26 protein-coding genes are annotated in these 14,612 nt (G+C 67.0%); 20 read left to right on the top strand and 6 right to left on the bottom strand.

What is annotated here, in order from left to right; translation table 11 throughout:
* Positions 1–10: 10 nt before the first annotated feature.
* From F4561_RS13125 to F4561_RS13115, 3 genes are all read right to left on the bottom strand, one after another.
* The gene (locus tag F4561_RS13125; protein WP_184578749.1) at positions 11–265 is read right to left on the bottom strand and encodes a hypothetical protein; all 255 of its coding nucleotides are present in this window, start codon (positions 263–265) and stop codon (positions 11–13) included.
* 166 nt (positions 266–431) lie between these two features.
* A complete protein-coding gene (locus tag F4561_RS13120; RefSeq protein ID WP_184578746.1) occupies positions 432–806 on the bottom strand; it encodes a hypothetical protein in 375 nt (124 codons plus the stop codon).
* Positions 807–817: 11 nt separating this feature from the next.
* On the bottom strand, positions 818–1,702 hold the full coding sequence (locus F4561_RS13115; protein ID WP_184578744.1) for a hypothetical protein: 885 nt from the start codon (positions 1,700–1,702) through the stop codon (positions 818–820).
* Positions 1,703–1,920: 218 nt separating this feature from the next.
* Here F4561_RS13115 and F4561_RS13110 point away from each other — a divergent pair, with 218 nt between their 5' ends.
* The 4 genes from F4561_RS13110 to F4561_RS13095 all read left to right on the top strand — a co-directional run bounded on the left by F4561_RS13110 (position 1,921) and on the right by F4561_RS13095 (position 3,934).
* Entirely contained in the window at positions 1,921–3,168 is a 1,248-nt protein-coding gene (locus F4561_RS13110) for a helix-turn-helix domain-containing protein (protein ID WP_184578741.1), read from the top strand.
* A gap of 120 nt (positions 3,169–3,288) precedes the next feature.
* Complete coding sequence (locus F4561_RS13105) at positions 3,289–3,498, top strand: hypothetical protein (RefSeq protein WP_184578738.1); 210 nt, start codon at positions 3,289–3,291, stop codon at positions 3,496–3,498.
* Positions 3,495–3,725, top strand: coding sequence for a hypothetical protein (locus F4561_RS13100; protein WP_184578735.1), 231 nt, complete (start codon positions 3,495–3,497; stop codon positions 3,723–3,725). Before F4561_RS13105 ends, F4561_RS13100 begins: the two co-directional genes overlap by 4 nt.
* Positions 3,722–3,934, top strand: a complete 213-nt coding sequence (locus F4561_RS13095; protein WP_184578733.1) for a hypothetical protein — start codon at positions 3,722–3,724, stop codon at positions 3,932–3,934. The genes F4561_RS13100 and F4561_RS13095 overlap by 4 nt, the downstream gene beginning before the upstream one ends.
* 398 nt (positions 3,935–4,332) lie before the next feature.
* Here F4561_RS13095 and F4561_RS13090 read toward each other — a convergent pair whose 3' ends face one another.
* Positions 4,333–4,557, bottom strand: a complete 225-nt coding sequence (locus tag F4561_RS13090) for a hypothetical protein (RefSeq protein WP_184578730.1) — start codon at positions 4,555–4,557, stop codon at positions 4,333–4,335.
* A gap of 29 nt (positions 4,558–4,586) precedes the next feature.
* Between F4561_RS13090 and F4561_RS13085 the strand changes: the two genes are divergently transcribed.
* Positions 4,587–4,769, top strand: coding sequence for a hypothetical protein (locus F4561_RS13085; RefSeq protein ID WP_184578727.1), 183 nt, complete (start codon positions 4,587–4,589; stop codon positions 4,767–4,769).
* On the opposite strand, the gene F4561_RS13080 is transcribed toward F4561_RS13085, so the two are convergent.
* Positions 4,766–4,948: a hypothetical protein gene (locus F4561_RS13080; RefSeq protein ID WP_184578724.1), complete on the bottom strand. Its 183-nt coding sequence runs from the start codon at positions 4,946–4,948 to the stop codon at positions 4,766–4,768. The genes F4561_RS13085 and F4561_RS13080 overlap by 4 nt on opposite strands.
* Positions 4,949–5,071: 123 nt before the next feature.
* Here F4561_RS13080 and F4561_RS33700 point away from each other — a divergent pair, with 123 nt between their 5' ends.
* The 5 genes from F4561_RS33700 (at position 5,072) to F4561_RS13055 (ending at position 7,046) form a co-directional block, all read left to right on the top strand.
* Complete coding sequence (locus F4561_RS33700; protein ID WP_184578721.1) at positions 5,072–5,425, top strand: DUF6011 domain-containing protein; 354 nt, start codon at positions 5,072–5,074, stop codon at positions 5,423–5,425.
* A 16-nt stretch (positions 5,426–5,441) separates the two neighbouring features.
* The gene (locus F4561_RS13070; RefSeq protein ID WP_184578718.1) at positions 5,442–5,711 is read left to right on the top strand and encodes a hypothetical protein; all 270 of its coding nucleotides are present in this window, start codon (positions 5,442–5,444) and stop codon (positions 5,709–5,711) included.
* 11 nt (positions 5,712–5,722) lie between these two features.
* Positions 5,723–5,944, top strand: a complete 222-nt coding sequence (locus F4561_RS13065) for a hypothetical protein (protein ID WP_184578715.1) — start codon at positions 5,723–5,725, stop codon at positions 5,942–5,944.
* 73 nt (positions 5,945–6,017) lie between these two features.
* Positions 6,018–6,383 (top strand): hypothetical protein, encoded by a 366-nt coding sequence (locus tag F4561_RS13060; protein ID WP_184578712.1) that lies wholly within the window; start codon positions 6,018–6,020, stop codon positions 6,381–6,383.
* A 279-nt stretch (positions 6,384–6,662) separates the two neighbouring features.
* A complete protein-coding gene (locus tag F4561_RS13055; protein ID WP_184578709.1) occupies positions 6,663–7,046 on the top strand; it encodes a GIY-YIG nuclease family protein in 384 nt (127 codons plus the stop codon).
* Between the two features lie 137 nt (positions 7,047–7,183).
* On the opposite strand, the gene F4561_RS13050 is transcribed toward F4561_RS13055, so the two are convergent.
* A complete protein-coding gene (locus tag F4561_RS13050; RefSeq protein WP_184578706.1) occupies positions 7,184–7,651 on the bottom strand; it encodes a hypothetical protein in 468 nt (155 codons plus the stop codon).
* A gap of 79 nt (positions 7,652–7,730) precedes the next feature.
* Here F4561_RS13050 and F4561_RS13045 point away from each other — a divergent pair, with 79 nt between their 5' ends.
* The 10 genes from F4561_RS13045 to F4561_RS13000 all read left to right on the top strand — a co-directional run bounded on the left by F4561_RS13045 (position 7,731) and on the right by F4561_RS13000 (position 14,611).
* Entirely contained in the window at positions 7,731–8,279 is a 549-nt protein-coding gene (locus F4561_RS13045) for a helix-turn-helix domain-containing protein (protein WP_184578703.1), read from the top strand.
* Positions 8,242–9,483, top strand: coding sequence for a PBSX family phage terminase large subunit (locus F4561_RS13040; protein ID WP_221445473.1), 1,242 nt, complete (start codon positions 8,242–8,244; stop codon positions 9,481–9,483). Before F4561_RS13045 ends, F4561_RS13040 begins: the two co-directional genes overlap by 38 nt.
* A 275-nt stretch (positions 9,484–9,758) precedes the next feature.
* Positions 9,759–11,246, top strand: coding sequence for a hypothetical protein (locus tag F4561_RS13035; protein WP_184578697.1), 1,488 nt, complete (start codon positions 9,759–9,761; stop codon positions 11,244–11,246).
* On the top strand, positions 11,155–11,403 hold the full coding sequence (locus F4561_RS13030) for a hypothetical protein (protein WP_184578695.1): 249 nt from the start codon (positions 11,155–11,157) through the stop codon (positions 11,401–11,403). Before F4561_RS13035 ends, F4561_RS13030 begins: the two co-directional genes overlap by 92 nt.
* A gap of 61 nt (positions 11,404–11,464) precedes the next feature.
* A complete protein-coding gene (locus F4561_RS13025) occupies positions 11,465–12,241 on the top strand; it encodes a hypothetical protein (RefSeq protein WP_184578692.1) in 777 nt (258 codons plus the stop codon).
* Positions 12,242–12,257: 16 nt separating this feature from the next.
* Entirely contained in the window at positions 12,258–13,313 is a 1,056-nt protein-coding gene (locus F4561_RS13020; RefSeq protein ID WP_184578689.1) for a major capsid protein, read from the top strand.
* Between the two features lies 1 nt (position 13,314).
* On the top strand, positions 13,315–13,650 hold the full coding sequence (locus tag F4561_RS13015; protein WP_184578686.1) for a hypothetical protein: 336 nt from the start codon (positions 13,315–13,317) through the stop codon (positions 13,648–13,650).
* Positions 13,647–13,835, top strand: a complete 189-nt coding sequence (locus F4561_RS13010; RefSeq protein WP_184578683.1) for a head fiber protein — start codon at positions 13,647–13,649, stop codon at positions 13,833–13,835. Before F4561_RS13015 ends, F4561_RS13010 begins: the two co-directional genes overlap by 4 nt.
* A gap of 12 nt (positions 13,836–13,847) precedes the next feature.
* A complete protein-coding gene (locus F4561_RS13005) occupies positions 13,848–14,240 on the top strand; it encodes a head-tail connector protein (protein WP_184578680.1) in 393 nt (130 codons plus the stop codon).
* The gene (locus tag F4561_RS13000) at positions 14,240–14,611 is read left to right on the top strand and encodes a hypothetical protein (protein ID WP_184578677.1); all 372 of its coding nucleotides are present in this window, start codon (positions 14,240–14,242) and stop codon (positions 14,609–14,611) included. Before F4561_RS13005 ends, F4561_RS13000 begins: the two co-directional genes overlap by 1 nt.
* The last annotated feature ends 1 nt before the right edge of the window (position 14,612 follow it).

The raw sequence follows: 14,612 nt of genomic DNA, 5'->3' as shown, positions 1-14,612 counted from the left end.
GGTGGGGCACCTACGACTCGTCTGCGTCTACCTCATCCCACGTCGCTTCATCCACGTCCACGACGGAGCCGGTCTGAACCCACCGGTACCCCCACGTCATCGAGTGGCGCACCGTCGAGATACTGCCCTCCAGCAACTCCTTCTTCGCTGCCTCGATGGCTGCCGCGACAGCGGCGTCGTAGGCGGCTTTGATGCGGGGGCCGTGGATTTTCCGGTCTCCCATCTCGAATTCGAGTTCGACGGTGAGGACTTTCGGTGTGGACATGGCTGCCTCCTTGCTGGGTGTTCTCATGCATACCGCGCCATGCGTCCCGGAGTCAGGCAAAGCGGAGTCATGATCGTGTCCGCTTTCGGTCTCGTAACGGGCGCGGCCGGGGTGAGCAGGAAAGAGACCCGCACCATGTGGTGCGGGCCTTCCGCGTGCCAGGGGGTCAGAACAGCGTCGGTCGGGCGGTGTCGACCGGCGCGAAGTCCTCGCGGCTGTCGTAGACCTCAACGCCGCGGCAATCGGGGCAGGCGAACGCGGCGAGACCGTAGTACGGCCACTGGTGAACGGTCACCCGCTGCTCCCAGACGCGCCCGGGCACGCGCGAGGACGGGCGCTGGCGGGTGTCCTGGGTGGTCTCGCCGGGGGCAGGCTGGATGACCCCGGCGGCGAAGTACGCCTCGGCGGTGCTGCCGCACTGGGCGCATTCGGTTGGGGGCAGGCACATGATGTGGATGCGTTGCCAGGGGTCCCATTCGACGCGGCGTCCGTTGTGCTCCGGGTAGTCCGGTGGTGGTGGAACCGCTGAGAGGTGGCTCATGGGGATTCCTTTCAGCCGCGCGAGATCAGCGGCACCAGCAGATCCCGCCGGTCCCGCTCGATCAGGTAGTCCACGAGCCGCCGGATGCGGTCCGGGTGCTCGTTGTGCTCGATGTTGAACAGCGGCTGGTGCTCCTCGATGGCTGTCCGCTCCGCTGACTCCGCATCGGCACGCGCCGTGAACCGCTCGATCGTGGAGCGGGCCGCGAAGTCCATCCACGTGGAATCCGCCTCATGGTTGGTCTGGCGCGCCATCAGATTCGCGCTGACGCCGACGTAGAGCAGGACATCGTGCTCGTCGTAGTAGCGGTACAGCAACGTCTCACCGCGTGAGGTGCGCGGGAGTGCGACCTCCTTGCGGCGCTTGGACTGCTGCCTCGGAGCGGGCTTCGCCGACACGGGCTTGGGGGTGGGCGTCTCGCTGAGGGGCTTCGGCGCCGGAAAGAGATTGTCGTCGGGCGCGGGAAAGCTGACGGAGCGGGATCCGGGGAGGGTGAACTCCTCTTTGTGGAATCCCTGGCGGACGCGTTCGTCTGCCAATGACTCGAACCCGTCGGGGGCGGTGAGGCGGTACTGATGCGGCCCCTTCGCGGGCGGGTGACTGTCAGACACCAGCTCGATGACGCCGAGCTTACGCAGCACCTTCAGCGAGTCGCTGACGAGCGCCGAGCTGAGCCCCGTGTCCGCGATGAGCCGCTTATGGCCGGGGGCGCAGTCCTGCCCGTTCTCGTCGGCGTCGCTGGCCATGGATTCGCAGACGAAGCGAAGGGCGTCCGGGAGGTTCTCGGCTCCGCGGATGAAGGCCAGCCACCGGTCCAGGAAGATGACGTCGGTGGGCGCGGGGGTGGGGGTGGCCTCGTGATTGAACACGGGTGATCCGGCGCTAGGGTTGTCCATAGCCTGCCTCTCGGGTGAGTCGAGTAGGTGGGTCAGAGCCCGGCTCGGTGCTACCAACACCGGTCGGGCTCGCTTTTTTCAGATGTCTGTACGAGTCTACCCGTGCCAGGGCATCCCCCCGCGCCCCACAGGTCACAGGACCGTAGACACCCTGACATGACGAAGGTCCCGCCCTACGCTGATGGTGCGAGCCCTCAGCGACAGACGGGACCTGTCACATGCCAGAAGATACCCCAACCCACGACACATCGGTAGACACCTCAGTAGCCGACCGCGTCCGCGAGATCCGCAAACGACGAGGCCTCAACCAAGAAGAACTCGCCGAAGCAGCCGGCGTCAGCGTCACCGTGGTCCGCAAAATCGAGCAGGGCGGCACCGCCCGCATGGAAACCTACAACGCCCTCGGCCGCGTCCTGAAGGTGCGCACCGTATGGTTCATGACCGCCGAATCCCCCGCCCCCGTACTCACCGACGACGGCCGCGACAGCGTCCTCGCTGACATCCGCTCCGCCGTGAACCCGCCCGCATCCCTGGCTGGGCGCATGTTCGGCGCCGTGGACGGCGACCCCGACCTGACCATGCTCGGACGGGCCGTGAAATCCGTCGCCGATGCCTACCAGGACGACCGCTACGACGACGTCGCCCGGTTCGCCCCCGCCCTCGTGCGGTCCGCCCACATGCACGTCGCCGCCCTCGACGGTGACGAGCGGGCCTCCGCGCAGCGCATGCGCGGGGACGCCCTCCAACTCACCGGGCGCTACCTCGTGCAGATCCGCGAACACGACCTCGCGCTGATCGCCCTACGCGACGCGCTGGCCGACGCCGTGGAGGTCGGCGACCAGTGCCTCGCGGCGGCAGCGATCGGCCAACAAGGCTGGGCGCTGCTGCGCCAGGCCCGTTTCGATGAGGTCGAGGCGCTGTGTGTGAACAGCGCCGACGAGATCGAACCCCGCATGTCCAAAGCCACCCCCGACCAACTGTCCGCCTGGGGGTACCTGTTGATGCGGGCATCAGCGGCGGCGGCCCGCAACAACAACGTCACCCAGGCCCGGGATCTACAGTCCGTCGCGGAGTCTGCGGCGGTGCGCATCCAGGATGAGCACGAGGCAGCCGGGCACATGCGGTTCGGCCCGGTCACAGCGGCGATGAACGGGATGCAGAACGAACTGATCGGTGGCCACCCCGACCGGGCACTGGAACGCGCCGACTCCCTGCCGGGGCAGACCTCGGGGGCGACGCAGAACACCCAGCAGCGGTTCGCCCTGGACCGCGCGAACGCCCTGGTGCAGGTCGGGGACACCGACCAGGCAACCGAGGTGATGATGCGGCTTCGCCGCCAGGCGCCGGAGTGGCTGCGGTATCAGAGGACGGCGCGCAACATCGCTGAGGACATTGTGGAGAGCCGCCCGAGGATGCCCTCAGAGGATCAGCGCCAGATCGCGGACTTCCTCGGAGTCCCTGTGTAGGGCGAGTACCGCGTTACGTGGTAGTTCCCGGTGGGGCGTGGCGAAACTGCCGCGCCCCATTTCTGTTGGCACGGTCCCACGCTCCGTAGCGTCCTTCCTACCTGCACATCAGGAGGACCCATGAGGACGCGAGCGATGGAACGCGAGGAGCTGCACGGCCCTTGGCCGACCTCCCCCGAGATACTGGCGGCCGACTTCCCGCAGTGGGAGATCTGGCGCGATCAGGGCGAGGGGCGCCATGGCGACTGGTGCGCTCAGCACGGTGAGCGCACGCTGCGCTCAGCGACCCTGGAGGAGCTGCGCCGCCTGTTGGAGGAGGCGGAGTCGTGACCACGGCCGAGTACACCCTGGCGCGGCTCCGGCGTGAGTACCCCGGCTGGCGGATTCGGCGTTCCCGTAACGGCTATCGCCTCGCCGGGTGGGTCGCCACGAACCTGCGCGATGACGACCGGGCGCCCACGCTGCATGGCGACACCGCTGAGGAGCTGGAACAGCAACTCAAGGACCCGCCCCAGCGAGCCGGCCGCCCGTTCCCAGCACTGAGGGCGCACCCGTGAGTCGCGATCCCGAGCTGGCGCGGCTCCGGCAGCGGTTCCCCATCAACTCGAAGGTGTGCACCGGCCCCGGGCTGCTCGACCGCGGGGTGCACATCGTCATCGGGCACGACCGTATGCACCGGCCCTTCCGCCGCGCAGTGCTCGTCCTGAAGGCCCCCGACGGGGCGATCACGCGCGGCACCCCCGACATGTGGCGCCACGCCACGTAGTCCGGGCTGCACGCTGGACCCTCCCCCAGCGTGCGGCCCGCCCCTGAACCACGCTCCAGAAAGACACGCTCATGCTGAAACGCCGTCTGCCCACGCCTGGCGAAGAAGGTCCCGATGACGAGATCACCTGCGACGGCCCCACCTGCAACGTCCGCAAACCCAAACGCCAAATGCAGCCAATGGAGGGCGGAACCGTGCGGGTGTGCAGCGACCGGTGTCACAACCTGTGGTTCCGAAAGTACAGATGCGGCCATGACGTCACCGGGTTCTGACCGGTAGTCCCCCGCGCGGCTCCGCATCCCCTGGTAGCCGCACGGGACCGCTGTGCGGACCCGGTAGACAGATGACGGGTGATCGCACGCGCTACCGCCCCCGGAATCAGGAGCCCGGGGGCGGTTTCATGGGACCCAGCCGCGCCACACCCACACCCGTGGATCACCGCCCTCCTCGGGCTCGTAGGCCGCCCTCGCACCCGGGTCACGCGCGAGAGCCTTGGGGCCGTCCACGATCATGTAGGTGCCCCACTCGGCCGGGTCCTCGGGTAGGTCGGCGCGGTGCCACTCCTGCGTCTGACCGTCCAGCGGGCCACCACCCGTGAGCGTGACCCGGATCATCTCGTCCATGACCCCATCATCGCGGGTACACCACCACCGTGGACGACGAACCGATCAGCGAGGAGCAGGCCGCCGACGACGCCGCGTGGATGGACCAGCTGCGCGCCAGCCTCACCCCCGAGGACCGCGCCGACGTTCGCGACCACCTGATCTCCAGCCTCGGCATGTACCGGTACTTGGAGCTGGCCGCGCGGGTCAGGCGCCAGCGCGAACAGGGCTAGTTCTTCGCCTCGCCCCTGGACTCTGCGTGCTGCTTGCTGCCGTAGCGCTGGAGTAGCGCGGTGACGACCTCGCTCACGCTCTTTCCCTCGGCTTCAGCGCGCTCCTTCGCCCTATCCCAGATGTGGGCGGGCACGCGGACGGAATGTACGGGCGTCTGCCCGGTTGCTGGTCTGGCCATGTCTACATGATGGCCGATGTGTCATACAGAAACTACCCCTCACCTCTGAATAGGCCTTGCATCACTCTTCAACTCCGGGTAATCTGTAATACAGAAACTCCGAGTGAACAGTGAGGATGCAAAGTGAGCGCACGCGCAGAACGGGTTACCAGGTGCCTGCGGTGCGGGCGCGTCCTCCGCTCCACTCGGTCGCTGAACGCCGGCTACGGCCCCACCTGCCGCGCCAAGGTCCGCGCCGCCGCCAAGGCCGCCGTCCTCGCCCAGTACAAGGCCCACCAGGTGGAGAAAGCCCAGGAGCTGATCGACCAGGGCGCGCTCATCCCGCTGCGCGGCCACCGCGTGTTCCTCGCCGTCAGCACCGACGGCTCGGTCACCTACCGCGCCCACCGCGCCGCGTGCACCTGCCCTGCCGGCATCAAGGGCCGCCACGCCTGCAAACACCAGATCGCCGCCCACATCCTCGGCCTCGCCGCCTAACCAGGAAGGACACCTGATGACGTTCACCGTGCTCGTTGAGGACGCCGGCTTCGAGGACTTCGGCGGAATCGCCCACCGCCACTTCACCGAAGACTTCGATGCCGCAGCCGCCAACGCGGTCTTCGCCAGCGCCAGCAACGACCAGGTAGCCGATATCTACCGGGCGGGCGCCCCGCTGCGGCGCGGTATCCCCCGCCGTGCCCCGTTCGCCCAGACCTGCTGCTGCCCCGCCGACCCCGACTGGCATCTGCGCGGTCAGGGCTGCGGCCACCCGACAACCACGTAGGAGGTGCTGTGATGCGCCCGCACATGGACCCGCGCGCCGACATCGACGACGCGCCAGAACTCACCGAGTGTCCGTGGGAGGAGGTGAACGGGAAGCAGTGCCCCAACGAGCCCGCCGAAGGCGAGTGGTTCTGCCACAGCCATGAGGAGGCGGGAGACGCCGACCCGGCCGAGTGGATGAGGCAGCGCAACGCCGCGGAATACCAGCTCGACCAGGCCGGCCACCTGACCTAACCGCCAGGCGCCCCGGGTTGGCGACCCTACCGCCGCCCGGGGCCAACGACCCCCAACCGAGAGAAGAGGATCAATGAGCGAGACTACCGCGCACGCTGGCCGCGCGCTGGTGGAGATCATCGCCAGCGCCAACATGGCCGGACCCGCAATGATCGCCCGCGTAATCCAACGCGACGACGTGACCGGCACACCTGGCACCGCCGATGACTCGCCCGTCGGGAACTGGGTGCTCGCTCGAATGCACGCTCGCGGCGTGCCCGCGCGTGAGTACGAGTGGATCGAGACGTTCCGCGTGTACGACATCACCGGGGAGTTGATCGCGGCCTCCCGCATCACTCGCGGCGTGCTGCACGCCCTTGAGAGCGCGGTCAATGACGGCGTACACCCGGAGCTGACCAGCAGCGCTGTCGGATTTGCGGTTTCCGTAGGACTTCTGTAACCTCTTGCTAGGTTGCGAAGTAAAGTAACCAGACAGACGAAAGGCCCGGTGAGTCCAGGACTCCCGGGCCTTAAATATTGGGCCTCCGCGAGTGCGCAAACACCCCGGAGGCATGGCCGATCTGACTAGGAGATCGACGTGAGGCAGTATAATCGCCATTCCCGTTGCACTGTCCAGCGCCGTAGCGGCGACTTCTGTGACGCACCGAGCCACCCGGACATGCCCTTTCCCATCTGTGGCAGGCACGCAGCGAAGCTATGGCGGCACATCAGCCACGACATGAAGATCGTGCTGAACGATCCGCAGTACCAAGTCAAGGCGGTCCTGGACTTCGCGGCTGAGTGTCAGGCGAAGCACGAACGGCAGCGTGAAACGCGCCCCTCGCGGGTCTACTACGTACAGATCGGCGATGCCATCAAGATCGGGACGACCATCAACGTCCGGCAGCGCATGAACGGCTACCCGCCAAACAAGAGACTGTTGGCCGTGGAAGATGGGGGCTACGACGTTGAAGCGGAGCGGCACCGCCAATTCGCGAGCTTCGTTGCGTTCGGCAAAGAATGGTTCCGGCCAGAGGCTCCGCTGATCAAGCACATCAACGGCCTGCGCGAGAAGCGCGGGGCGAAGCCGATCCCGGTCCCCAAGATCCCCAAGAAGAAGTAGACCATAGGCCCGGAGAGCCCAGCTCCCGGGTCTTTTTTCGTGCCCGGCAGAACTGCCCGACCCCGTCGGCGTCCCTTCTCCCCTGCCGGGCACACCGGCCCGGCCTCCGCTCGGGGGGTAGCGAAGGCCGGGCCGGATCACGAGAACTCCACGTCCACGCCCTTGCGGGCATCCTCCCGCGAGAACTCCGCAGTCTCGGTCATCTCCTCGTTCGTGATCGGGTTCTGCGTGGTCACCTCGACCTCGTAGAACTCCGATTCCTCCGCCTCGACCTCGAAGGACATGACACACTCGTAAGGCACCTCCGAGACCACCTCGCCGATCTCGGCACGGGCGTTCGTGCCCGTAACCTCGCCCTCGATGGTGGAACGCGCATTACCGGTGGCGACCGTGGCGCCCTCGCCATCGCGTAGGACGTAGGTCGTTTCCTCCCAGGCGCAGTACTCATCGTCAGTGGGCCACGACGCGGAACTGTCGGCGTCCGTCACGTTGACCATGAACGCTGCCTGCTCCGGCTCGGCGTCCTCCTCTTCGGGCTCCTCTTCTGCGCCACACGCGGACGCGAGCACGATGACAGCGGCCAGGACAGCGATTCGACGGGACATGGCGAACCCTTCCGGTGGGGGATGCGAACCATCCCAGTGTGAGACAGCCCAACGACCGCCGCCAGGAGGTGACCGGATTGTGCCTCGCGGACACCCGGTTGACCCCGCCGCTCGCGCGCGCGTCCAGGAACTCCACAGCGAGGGATGGTCGCGTAACGCCATCGCCCGCGAGGTCGGCATCAGCGGCTACAGCGTCACCAAGATTGTTCGTGAGTTCGGATTGAACTTCGACCGCGAGACCACGAAGGCCGCCACTGAGGCGAAGGTCGCCGACAACCGGGCCCGCCGCGCAGAGCTTTCCGCAAACCTGCTCGGGGATGCCGAGCGGCTGCGGGAGCAACTGTGGAGCCCAGTCACGATTGGCGCGTTCGGCGGCCGAGATGGCGAATGGCACACAGCCGAGGTTGAAGAACCGCCGTTCGCGGACAAGCGGGCCATCCTCGCCTCGGTGCAGACCGCGGTTCGGTCCCATGTGGAGCTGGTGAAGGCCGATGCCAGCTCCGGGGCGGATGAAGCGGCTTCCATGCTCGGCAAGCTCGCCGCCGGCCTGAAGCAGGCGTGGGGGGACAGCGATGCTGGAGTCCCTGCCGATGAGCCGCAAACAGGTGGAGTCGATCGCGACCAGTGACGGTTCGGTCAACATCTGGGACGGCGCCATTCGCAGCGGCAAGACGATCTCCTCGCTGCTGCGGTGGCTGTTCTACGTGGCCGACGCTCCGCGCGGCGGAGAGCTGGTCATGATCGGGCGCACCCGCGAGACGATCGGCCGCAACATCATGGGGCCGCTGCAGGACCCGACACTGTTCGGGGCGATCGCGAGTCAGGTGTCCTACACCACGGGCGCCCCAACCGCGACCATCCTCGGCCGCAAGGTCCACGTGATCGGCGCCAGTGACGCGAAAGCCGAGAAGGTCATCCGCGGTATGACCGTCGCGGGTAGCTACTGCGATGAGCTGACCGTGCTGCCCGAAGAGTTCTTCGTGCAACTGTTGGGCCGCATGTCGGTGCCCGGGGCGAAGCTATTCGCCACGACGAACCCGGACTCGCCGGCCCACTGGTTGAAGGTGAAGTTCCTCGACAAGCTCGCCCAGTTGCCGCACTGGCGGTACTGGCACTTCACCATGCGCGACAACCCGGAGCTGAGCGCGGACTACATCGCGCAGAAGGAAACCGAGTTCGTTGGGCTGTGGTTCCGCCGGTTCATCCTGGGCTTGTGGGTCGCGGCTGAGGGTGCGGTGTTCCCCATGTGGGATCCCGACGTGCATGTCGTCTCGGTGCTGCCGAAGATGGCACGGCTCCTCAGCGCAGGTGTGGACTACGGAACAACTAACGCGACCGCGTGCCTGGCCATTGGCCTGGGTGTCGACGGTCGGCTGTACGCGGTGGATGAGTGGCGCCATGACCCGCGTGCGGGTGCGATGTCGATGACCGACGGGCAACTGTCCGAACACCTGCGCGGTTGGCTGTCACAGCCGAGGCTGCCGGAGCAGCCGGAGCTGCTGCCGGAGTACACCGCTGTCGACCCGAGCGCGGCGTCGTTGCGGGTGCAGATGTACCGGGACGGGTGGTCGACCACACCGGCTGACAACAACGTGAACCGCGGGCTCGGCCTGTTGGCGACGCTGCTCGCTGAACGCCAGTTGTTGGTGTCGCAGGCGTGCACGGGCCTGATCTCGGAGATCCCAGGCTACTCCTGGGATGACAAGGCCACCGAGCGCGGCGAGGACAAGCCGCTCAAGGTTGCCGACCACTCGATTGACGGCGCCCGCTATGGGGTGACCACGACCGAGCCGCTGTGGCGCCCGCACCTGTCCGACCCTGTCGCCGCGTGAACGCACAGTGACCACCACGGGCGTTGGTGCCGCGTCTTCCCAGCTCGATCTACTACACAACGTGACACAGGGGGTGAGACGTGCCGCTGCCCGATGGTGACCGGCCCTGGCCCCCCAAAGACACCGAGAAACCGCGCGAACTCTTCGAGACGTGGGGGGCCTGGTGGAGTGGCGATCCTGCCCAGCTCGCCTATGTGTACGGCGGCGCCTCCCATGCCACCGCGCCGTATGGGTACCCGCCTCGGCCCCGTCCGTCGCAGTACAGAGGCGGCGTCGTGGGACGCATCGCCCGGTTCTTCTGGGGCGTTCCCCCCGACCCTGCACAGTTGCCCTCACGGTTGCACCTGCCGCTGGCGGGTGACATCGCCATGGGCTCCGCAGGACTCCTGTTCGGTGAGGCGCCCACCCTGGCCATTGAGGACGCCGGGCAGGATGACCCCACCCAGCAGCACCTCGATCACATGATGGATGAGGGCGGGCTGCACGCGGTCCTCTACGAGGCCGCGGAGATCAGCTCCGCCTACGGCGGGGTGTACCTCCGGGTTGGGTGGGACACCGAGATCGCCGATCACCCGCTGGTGGACGCGATCGCCCCCGACTGTGCCGCACCCGAATGGCGGCACGGCCGCCTTCGGGCGGTGACGTTCTGGCGCACCCTGGAGCACCCTTCGGGTTCGGATACCCCGTCCGAGGTGTGGCGCCATTTGGAGCGCCACGAACCCGGAAGGATCTTCCACGGGCTGTACAAGGGTGGGCAGGATCGTCTCGGCGCACCACAACCGTTGGCGGAGCATCCCGAAACCGAATCGTTCGCCAGGGCGAACGGTGTGGATTCCGAGGGTGGGATCGACACCGGCCACGACAAACTGTGCGCGGTGTACTGGCCCAACATGCGGCCCAACCGCTTGATTCGCGGCACACCGCTCGGACGCAGTGACTACGCCGGGGTGGAACAGCTCATGGACGCCCTCGACGAATCGTGGTCGTCATGGATGAGGGAGATCCGGCTCGCCAAAGCACGCCTGGTCGTCCCTGATGCGTGGTTGGACAACCAGGGCCCCGGCAAAGGGGCCATGTTCGACGCCGAACGCGAACTCTTCGCCCCGCTAGGGATGCTGCAGGGCGGCACGGACTCCGCCAAAGACATGTACGCCCTGATCCAGCCGGAGATCCGCGACTCGGCCCACCTGACCACCTGCAGCGAGCTGTCCAAAGAGATCATCCACCTGGCCGGGTACAGCGTGCAGACGTTCGGCCGGTCCGGTGAGGTGGCAGCCACAGCCACTGAGGTGCACGCCAAGGAACGCCGCAGCTTCTCCACTCGGGACCGTAAGACCGGGTATGCCACGGTGCCGCTGTCCGACATCGGCGAGGCCATCCTCGCCGTGCACTCCCACGTGTGGGGCAACCGCGTCACACCCCAGCGCCCCACGGTGGAATGGCCTGACGGGGTGCAGGAAGACCCGGAGGCGCTGTCCCGCATCGCCCAGGCTTTGGATGCTGCCGGCGCCGCGTCCACGGAAACCAAGGTCAGGTTGGTGCATCCGGAGTGGTCGGATGACCAGGTTACAGAGGAGCTGGCCGAGATCCGCCGGGAGCAGCCGGACCGTGCCGAGCTGGCCGGGCTGGTGGGTGGCAACCGGCAACGCGACCAGGAGGAGGAGTCCGAGAATGGCGGACTTCAGCGAGAAGGAACGCGACCGGCTCGCCAGCGAGGGCAAGGCAATGGCCGGCGGCCGGTATCCGATCAGGAATCGCGGTGACCTGCAGAACGCCATCTCGGCTGTGGGTCGCGCCAAGGGTGGCGAGGAAGGTCGCCGCAAGGTGCGGCGTCACATCGCAAAGCGCGCCCGAGCGCTGGGCCTGTCCAGCATGATCCCCGACACATGGGGATCGGGCGGATCCCTGAAAGACAACTGAAACCACGCACACAAAGGGCCACCCGGGCGGTGGCCCTTTCGCATGCACACAGGAGACACCCATGGATATGCCGACGACGCCGGGCGCGATCATCGGATACCGCAAGAACGGCCGCCCCATCCACCTCATCGCGGGCGGCTCCGAGGCGGCAGCAGAGCAGGGCACCGACGGGGGGCAGGGCCAGGCGCCCGACACCCAGCAGGAGGATGCCCAGGCTCAGCAGCTACTCGCTGACGCTGCCAAGGAGAACAAGGAGAAGGACGGCGGCAAGCCCGCGCCCGAACGGGTGGAGGACCTGCCCGACTGGGCGCAGCGCGTCATCCGGGACGCCCGCAAGGGCGAGGGTGACAAGCGGGCCGCGCTCCGCGAAGCCGAGTCCAAGATCAGCGACACCGAGAGCCGATACCAGCAGACCCTTGACGGGATCGCGAAAGCACTCGGTTACAAGCAGGACGACTCTCCGCCGGACCCCGAAGAGATGGCCAAGCAGCTCTCCACCAAGGACGAGCAGCTCACCAAAGCCCAAGAGGCCGAACGCTCCGCGCGGCGGCAGTCAGTCGCTGAACGCGCCATGCACAAGCACGGCGCGGACGTGGAACAGATGTCGGACTCCAAGAAGTTCGCTCGGGAGCTGGAAAAGCTCGACCCCGACGGCGAGACCTTCACCAATGATCTTGACGAGCTGGTGAAGACCACCCTCAACGACAACCCGAAGTACAAGGCCGCGAGCCAGGCGCCCGCGACCAGCTCAGGCGATTTCTCCAGCGGGCCTGGAGAGCAGCGCAATAGTCACTCGAAAGGGCTCTACGCCGCTTTTAAAAATGCCTATGGCGGCTAACCGCTAGGAGAATCACATGCCCGTCACACTCGCTCAGGCGCAGATCAACTCTAGGGACGACATCGACCACAACGTCATCGACAGCCTCCGCCGCTACTCGTGGCTGTGGGGCCAGATGGTGTTCGATGACGCCGCCACCCCGGGGGCCGGGGGCGACACCCTGGTCTACGGCTACACCCGCCTCAAGGAGGCCCGGGGCGCCGGATTCCGGGACTTCAACACCGAGTACCCCTCTAACAAGGCGACCCGTGAGCAGTTCACTGTGTCGCTGAAGCCGTTCGGCGGCTCGTTCACCCTGGACCGTAAGCTCCGCAATCTCGGGCCGGCAGCCGCCAACGAAATGGCGTTCCAGACACAGCAGCTCACCGTCGGCTCCACGATCGCTTTCCAGAACGAGATCATCCACGGCGACACCGCCGTCAACGCACTCGGTTTCGACGGGCTCGACAAGTCCTTGACGGGCGAGTCCACCGAGTACCTGCCCGCGGATCACGACGTGTCCGATGGGTACCTGGACTGGCGAGACAGCCAGGTCAACACGCAGGCGCTGGCGATGTCGCAGCTGGACAAGCTCGATGACTTCCTTAGCGGGATTGTTCCCTCGCACATTGGCGGCGGTGACCAGGGCCAGCCCGGGGCGCTTCCCGCTGGGCAGAAGGCCATCTTGGGCAACACGAAGAGCATCACGCGGCTTCGGGCGCTGGCCCGGTGGGCGGGCATGTACACCGCCTCCAAGGACGACCTCGACCGGCAGGTGGAGATGTATGGGACGTGGACGCTGATGGACATCGGCGACACGTTCGACGGCTCAGGGCCGATCATCCCGATCGAGGAGCGCGACATCGACGGCGACGTGACCGGTCTGACTGACCTGTACGCGGTGAGCTTCGGCATGGATGCGTTCCACGGCGCGTCGATGGCTTCCACTCCGCTGGTCGAGTTTTTCCCGCCCGACTGGGGCGTTCCGGGTGCGGTCAAGACCGGTGAATTGGAGATCGGCCCGGCCGCGGTGGTGCTGCGTAACACCCGTAGCTGCGGTGTGCTGCGCAACGTGCGCGTGCAGGGGAGCTGATATGCGCTACGACGTGCAGGCCCCGGAGGCGGGGCATAACGGTGAGGTTGCCGGGGTCCGGTTCTACCGCGGCTCCGCGGTGGTGGATGACAGCAACCGTGCTGCGCTGGCGTATTTCCGGCGGCGCGGCTACACGGTGACCCCGGCCGAGGCAGGCGACGCTGCGGAGCCGGAGGGGCCGACCAAGCCCGCTCAGGGCGACAACAAGGCCGCCTGGGTGGCCTACATCGCGGCGACCACGGACCTGTCCGAGGCCGAGGCCGGCGACATCAAGAAGGACGACCTGATCAGCCTGGCCGACGAGCCCACCGTGAGCAGTGAGGAGACTGACCAATGAGCCACGTAGCAGGAGATTTCACCGGGATCGTGCGAGAGCGTCTCGCCGAGCTGGACGAGGGGGCCATGTCCGGGGAGGCGCCGACGGTGGATGATTCCACCGCGACCGACACCGCCGAGCTGGTGTCCGACTTCAACGATTTGCTGGCGGCGCTGCGTACCCGCGGCGTGCTGGCGAGCGAGTAGTGGGGGTGGCCCATGCCGTATGCCGCCCCGCAGGATCTGGCGGACTGGATGGGCAAGGATTCCCCGCCCGACGGCGCGGAGCAGTGGCTGCGGGATGCGTCCATGGACGTGGACTCGCTGCTTCTCACCGCGGTCTACGACGTCGATGAGGACGGCATGCCCACCAAGCAAGCGGTCATCGACACGTTGCGGGATGCCACTACCGCCCAGGCCGAGTACCTGATCGACGTGGGTGACCGCACCGGGGCCAGCGCCCAACTGACCGACGTCAAGGTGGACAAGGTCAGTAAGTCGTGGGCAACCAACCAGTACGGCCGGGTGATCCGTGAGGACTACGCGTCCCGTGCGGTGCAGATCCTGCACCAGGCGGGCCTCATCCCGGGCACTGTGCGGGCGAGGCGCTGATGAGCCTGCCGTTCACGACGCACCAGGTTTACGTGCTGCGTCCGCCGAAGGTCCTTGACGGGCACGGAAACAAGTCGAGAAGCACGAAGGACTGGCCCAACGCGGTCCGCAGCGGCCCGTTCGACGCGTGCGTCCAACCCGACTCGGCATCGCTCGGCGCGTCCTTGGCCACCTCGGAGACCCGAGACGGCGGCAGGGAGCAGACGAAACGCTCCATCCAGGTGTTCCTGGACCCCGGGGTGGATGTACTCGCCACGGACGGGGTCGAGGTGGAAGGCGCCATCTGGGAGATCAACGGATCGTCTTTCACCCTGCCGGATGTGGGTGGGTTGGGCCACGTCATCTTCAAGGCGGACCTCGTGCGGGGGTGAC

Origin of the sequence: Lipingzhangella halophila, from assembly GCF_014203805.1 — a bacterium.
GTDB lineage: Bacteria > Actinomycetota > Actinomycetes > Streptosporangiales > Streptosporangiaceae > Lipingzhangella > Lipingzhangella halophila.
This window is presented reverse-complemented; position numbering and strand designations above follow the sequence as displayed.

What these genes read in the sequence shown, in the direction of transcription:
- F4561_RS13125 (WP_184578749.1), bottom strand. Translation starts at nt 265, where the DNA reads ATGTCCACACCGAAAGTCCTCACCGTCGAACTCGAATTCGAGATGGGA.
- F4561_RS13120 (WP_184578746.1), bottom strand. Translation starts at nt 806, where the DNA reads ATGAGCCACCTCTCAGCGGTTCCACCACCACCGGACTACCCGGAGCAC.
- F4561_RS13115 (WP_184578744.1), bottom strand. Translation starts at nt 1,702, where the DNA reads ATGGACAACCCTAGCGCCGGATCACCCGTGTTCAATCACGAGGCCACC.
- F4561_RS13110 (WP_184578741.1), top strand. Translation starts at nt 1,921, where the DNA reads ATGCCAGAAGATACCCCAACCCACGACACATCGGTAGACACCTCAGTA.
- F4561_RS13105 (WP_184578738.1), top strand. Translation starts at nt 3,289, where the DNA reads ATGAGGACGCGAGCGATGGAACGCGAGGAGCTGCACGGCCCTTGGCCG.
- F4561_RS13090 (WP_184578730.1), bottom strand. Translation starts at nt 4,557, where the DNA reads ATGGACGAGATGATCCGGGTCACGCTCACGGGTGGTGGCCCGCTGGAC.
- F4561_RS13080 (WP_184578724.1), bottom strand. Translation starts at nt 4,948, where the DNA reads ATGGCCAGACCAGCAACCGGGCAGACGCCCGTACATTCCGTCCGCGTG.
- F4561_RS13070 (WP_184578718.1), top strand. Translation starts at nt 5,442, where the DNA reads ATGACGTTCACCGTGCTCGTTGAGGACGCCGGCTTCGAGGACTTCGGC.
- F4561_RS13065 (WP_184578715.1), top strand. Translation starts at nt 5,723, where the DNA reads ATGCGCCCGCACATGGACCCGCGCGCCGACATCGACGACGCGCCAGAA.
- F4561_RS13060 (WP_184578712.1), top strand. Translation starts at nt 6,018, where the DNA reads ATGAGCGAGACTACCGCGCACGCTGGCCGCGCGCTGGTGGAGATCATC.
- F4561_RS13055 (WP_184578709.1), top strand. Translation starts at nt 6,663, where the DNA reads ATGAAGATCGTGCTGAACGATCCGCAGTACCAAGTCAAGGCGGTCCTG.
- F4561_RS13050 (WP_184578706.1), bottom strand. Translation starts at nt 7,651, where the DNA reads ATGTCCCGTCGAATCGCTGTCCTGGCCGCTGTCATCGTGCTCGCGTCC.
- F4561_RS13040 (WP_221445473.1), top strand. Translation starts at nt 8,242, where the DNA reads ATGAGCCGCAAACAGGTGGAGTCGATCGCGACCAGTGACGGTTCGGTC.
- F4561_RS13030 (WP_184578695.1), top strand. Translation starts at nt 11,155, where the DNA reads ATGGCGGACTTCAGCGAGAAGGAACGCGACCGGCTCGCCAGCGAGGGC.
- F4561_RS13025 (WP_184578692.1), top strand. Translation starts at nt 11,465, where the DNA reads ATGGATATGCCGACGACGCCGGGCGCGATCATCGGATACCGCAAGAAC.
- F4561_RS13020 (WP_184578689.1), top strand. Translation starts at nt 12,258, where the DNA reads ATGCCCGTCACACTCGCTCAGGCGCAGATCAACTCTAGGGACGACATC.
- F4561_RS13015 (WP_184578686.1), top strand. Translation starts at nt 13,315, where the DNA reads ATGCGCTACGACGTGCAGGCCCCGGAGGCGGGGCATAACGGTGAGGTT.
- F4561_RS13010 (WP_184578683.1), top strand. Translation starts at nt 13,647, where the DNA reads ATGAGCCACGTAGCAGGAGATTTCACCGGGATCGTGCGAGAGCGTCTC.
- F4561_RS13005 (WP_184578680.1), top strand. Translation starts at nt 13,848, where the DNA reads ATGCCGTATGCCGCCCCGCAGGATCTGGCGGACTGGATGGGCAAGGAT.
- F4561_RS13000 (WP_184578677.1), top strand. Translation starts at nt 14,240, where the DNA reads ATGAGCCTGCCGTTCACGACGCACCAGGTTTACGTGCTGCGTCCGCCG.